Genomic DNA, 4,042 nt, shown 5'->3' on the forward strand with positions numbered 1-4,042 from the left:
CTCCCGTCGTTCGCGGGGTGCGCCGGGCGCGGCGCGCCGGGCGCCGTGCGTGCCGGGCGCCGTGCGTGCCGGGCGGTCACGACTCCCCGCGACCCTTCGCCGAGCGGTCGCGAAACGTCGGCCAGGCGGAGCGTGAGCGACCGTTCGTGACCAGGACAGGGCGTCCAGACGGGGTGTCGCGACCGCCCCGACACGCCGGCCCCGCCCCTCGTGCTGGTCGCAGGAGCTGTCGCTCGCCGGCGCGTCTGACGGCATCTCGTGCGACCAACGCGCACGGCACGCGGCACGTCGTGCGACCAACGAACACGCGGCGGGCCGACGAGCAGACACGAAGGCCCCCGTACCGGATCGGTACGGGGGCCTTCGGACGTGCGTGGTGCCTACTTCGAGGCGGTGCCGCGACGCTCGCGGAGCTGCTGGAGCGCGTCCTCGAGGAGCTGCGCTGCCTCTTCCTCGGTGCGGCGCTCCTTCACGTACGCGAGGTGCGTCTTGTACGGCTCGGTCTTCGCGACGACGGGCGGGTTCTCCTTGTCGCGGCCGGCCGGCAGACCGGTCGACGGCGAGTCCACCGTCTCGGGGATCTCGTCCTCGGGAAGGCCGGCGGCGAAGTACCGTACGACCTCGTGCCCCAGGGCGTCCCAGTACGAGATCGCCACGCGCTCGGCCTGGACCCCCCGGTCCTGCTCGCCCATCGGGCCCGCGCCCACGCGCGATCCGCGGATGGCGCTGCCTCCTGATGCCATGTGTCAGCTCCCCGTCGTGAACTTGTTGATGAGACCGAGCACGATGATCGAGATGATCCAGACCAGACCGAGGATCACCGTGATGCGGTTGAGGTTGCGCTCGGCGACGCCGGACGCCCCGAGGTTGCTCGTCACGCCGCCGCCGAACATGTCGGAGAGGCCGCCACCGCGGCCCTTGTGCAGCAGGATGAGGAGCGTGAGCAGGAGGCTCGTGATCGCGAGCAGGACCTGCAGCACGACGGAGAGAATCGCCACGACGTACCTTTCGTGTCAGTCAGCCATGCGAGTATACCGGCCCGGTGGACCGGACCGAGCCCGCAGGCCGGGCGTGGCTCAGGCCGGCCGTGCGGACACGACCGGCCTGAGTGCGGTTGTCAGAGTCCGACGTGCTGCCGGAAGCGGGCGATCGCCGCGAACTCCTGGACGTCGAGCGACGCCCCGCCGACCAGTGCGCCGTCGACGTCGGGCTCGCGGAGGAACCCGGCGATGTTGCCGGACTTCACCGATCCGCCGTAGAGGACACGGGTTGCCGCAGCGGCCTCGTCCCCCCAGGCGGCGGCGATGCCGCGACGGATCGCCGCGCACTCCTCCTGCGCCTGCTCGGCCGTGGCCGCCTGGCCGGAGCCGATCGCCCAGACCGGCTCGTACGCCACGACGATCTCGGCGGGCTGCACGGCGTCGAGGACGACCTGCAGCTGCTCGACCGCGACGACACCTGCGCCGCGCTCCTCACGCTGCTCGCCGGTCTCACCGACGCAGACGACCGGCACGAGCCCGTGCTTGATCGCCGCTGCGGTCTTCGCCGCCACGACCTCGTCGGTCTCGCCGTGCATCGTGCGACGCTCGGAGTGGCCGACGATGACGTACTGCGCGTCCAGCGCGGCGAGGAAGGCACCCGAGACGTCACCGGTGTAGGCACCGGAGTCGTACTGCGAGAGGTCCTGTGCGCCGAAGCGGATCGGCAGCTTGTCCGCCGAGATGAGCGTCTGCACGCTGCGGAGGTCGGTGAAGGGCGGGAACACCGCCACCTCGACGTCGTCGAAGTCGTGGCGGGCGTCCTTCAACGTCCATGCGAGCTTCTGCACGGTGGCGATGGCCTGGAGGTGGTCCAGGTTCATCTTCCAGTTACCGGCGATGAGAGGAGTTCGGCTCATCGGGACCACCCCAGTGCTTCGAGACCGGGCAGCGCCTTGCCCTCGAGGAACTCGAGGCTCGCACCGCCACCGGTCGAGATGTGCCCGAACTGGTCGTCCGAGAACCCGAGCGACCGCACGGCCGCGGCGGAGTCACCGCCGCCGACGACCCCGAGGCCGTCGACCTCGGTGAGCGCCTGCGCGACGGTCTTCGTGCCGGCGGCGAAGGCCGGGAACTCGAACACGCCCATCGGGCCGTTCCAGAACACCGTCTTCGAGCCGGACACCGCCGACGCGAAGCGCGCGGCCGTCTCCGGACCGATGTCGAGCCCGATGCCGTCGGCACCGAACGAGGACGACTCGATCGCGTCTGCGGCGACCGTCTCGTGCGCTGCGTCCGCCGCGAACCCGGAGGCCACGACGACGTCGGTCGGCAGGTCGATCGTGACCCCGAGCTCCTGTGCCCGCGAGAGGTACTCGCGGACGGTTTCGAGCTGGTCCGCCTCGAGGAGCGACTTCGCCACCCCGTGGCCCTGGGCCGCGAGGAACGTGAAGAGCATGCCGCCACCGATGCAGAGCGTGTCGACCTGCGGCAGGAGGTGGTCGATGACGCCGAGCTTGTCGCTCACCTTCGAGCCGCCGAGGACGACCGTGTACGGCCGCTCCGGGGTCGACGTGAGGCGCTCGAGGACCGTCAGCTCGGTCTCGATGAGCGAGCCGGCGGCCGACGGCAGCGCCGACGCGAGCTCGTACACCGAGGCCTGCTTGCGGTGCACGACACCGAAGCCGTCCGACACGAACGCGTCGCCGAGGGCGGCGATGCGCTCGGCGAACGCCTGGCGCTCGGACGTGTCCTTCGAGGTCTCCTCCGGGTTGAAGCGGAGGTTCTCGAGCAGCAGGACGTCACCGTCGCCGAGATCCGCGACGGCCGCGGTCGCCTCGTCGCCGACGGTCTCGCCGACGAAGGTGACCTCCTTGCCGAGGAGCTCGGAGAGGCGCTGCGCCACGGGGGCGAGCGAGTACTCGGGCGCCGGCGACCCGTCGGGCCGACCGAGGTGCGAGATCACGATGACGCGGGCGCCGGCGTTGACGAGCGTGTTCAGCGTGTCGAGCGACGCACGTACGCGCCCGTCGTCGGTGATCCTGCCGTCCTTGAGCGGGACGTTCAGGTCACACCGGACGACGACGCGCTGGCCGGCGAGGTCGCCGAGGTCACCGAGGGTTCGGAGCGCCATGGGTTAGAGGCGCTCGCCCACGTACTCGGTGAGGTCGACGAGCCGGTTCGAGTAGCCCCACTCGTTGTCGTACCACGAGGTGATCTTCACGAGACCGCCGATGACCTTGGTCAGGCCGGAGTCGTAGATCGAGGAGTGCGGGTCGGTCGTGATGTCGGTCGACACCAGCGGGTCCTCGCTGTAGAGCAGGATGCCCTTGAGCGGACCCTCCGCGGCCTCCTTGTAGGCGGCGTTGATCTCGTCGACCGTGACCTCGGACTTGGTCTCGAGGGTGAGGTCGGTGATCGAGCCGGTGGGGACCGGGACGCGCAGCGCGAAGCCGTCGAGCTTGCCGGCGAGCTCCGGGAGGACCAGGCCGATCGCCTTCGCCGCGCCGGTCGAGGTCGGGACGATGTTCAGGGCCGCGGCACGGGCGCGACGCGGGTCCTTGTGCGGGCCGTCCTGGAGGTTCTGGTCGGCGGTGTAGGCGTGCACCGTCGTCATGAGGCCGCGCTCGATACCGAACTTGTCGTGGAACACCTTGGCGAGCGGCGCGAGGCTGTTCGTGGTGCAGGACGCGTTCGAGATGATGTTGTGGTTCGCCGGGTCGTACGAGTCCTCGTTCACGCCGAGCACGATCGTGACGTCGTCACCGGTAGCCGGGGCCGAGATGATGACCTTCTTGGCGCCCGCCTCGATGTGCTTCTGCGCGTCGGCGGCCTTGGTGAAGAAGCCGGTCGACTCGATGACGATGTCGACGCCCAGCTCGCCCCACGGGAGGTTGGCGGGGTCGCGCTCCGCGAGGACCTTGATCGCCTTGCCGTCGACGACGATGTTGTCGCCGTCGAGCTCGACCGTCGCCGGGAGCTTGCCGGTGATGGAGTCGAACTTCAGCAGGTTCGCGAGCGACGCGTTGTCGGTGAGGTCGTTCACCGCCACGATCTCGAGGTCG

Annotated in this window: 5 protein-coding genes; all 5 read right to left on the reverse strand. The window is 70.2% G+C overall.

The window, feature by feature from the left end; all coding sequences use genetic code 11:
* Window positions 1-380: 380 nt before the first annotated feature.
* Window positions 381-743, reverse strand: a complete 363-nt coding sequence (locus I59_RS01165) for an RNA polymerase-binding protein RbpA (RefSeq protein ID WP_031272341.1) — start codon at window positions 741-743, stop codon at window positions 381-383.
* Between the two features lie 3 nt (window positions 744-746).
* On the reverse strand, window positions 747-998 hold the full coding sequence (secG, locus tag I59_RS01170; protein ID WP_022902309.1) for a preprotein translocase subunit SecG: 252 nt from the start codon (window positions 996-998) through the stop codon (window positions 747-749).
* A gap of 119 nt (window positions 999-1,117) precedes the next feature.
* Window positions 1,118-1,897 carry a triose-phosphate isomerase gene (tpiA, locus tag I59_RS01175; protein ID WP_031272343.1) on the reverse strand — a complete coding sequence of 260 codons (780 nt, stop codon included), beginning with the start codon at window positions 1,895-1,897 and terminating at the stop codon, window positions 1,118-1,120.
* The gene (locus I59_RS01180) at window positions 1,894-3,111 is read right to left on the reverse strand and encodes a phosphoglycerate kinase (protein WP_022902311.1); all 1,218 of its coding nucleotides are present in this window, start codon (window positions 3,109-3,111) and stop codon (window positions 1,894-1,896) included. The genes tpiA and I59_RS01180 overlap by 4 nt, the downstream gene beginning before the upstream one ends.
* Window positions 3,112-3,114: 3 nt before the next feature.
* On the reverse strand, window positions 3,115-4,042 hold a 928-nt coding region (gene gap / locus I59_RS01185; RefSeq protein WP_022902312.1), incomplete at its 5' end, for a type I glyceraldehyde-3-phosphate dehydrogenase.

The sequence above is a fragment of the Curtobacterium sp. B8 genome, from assembly GCF_000333315.1.
Lineage (GTDB): Bacteria > Actinomycetota > Actinomycetes > Actinomycetales > Microbacteriaceae > Curtobacterium > Curtobacterium luteum.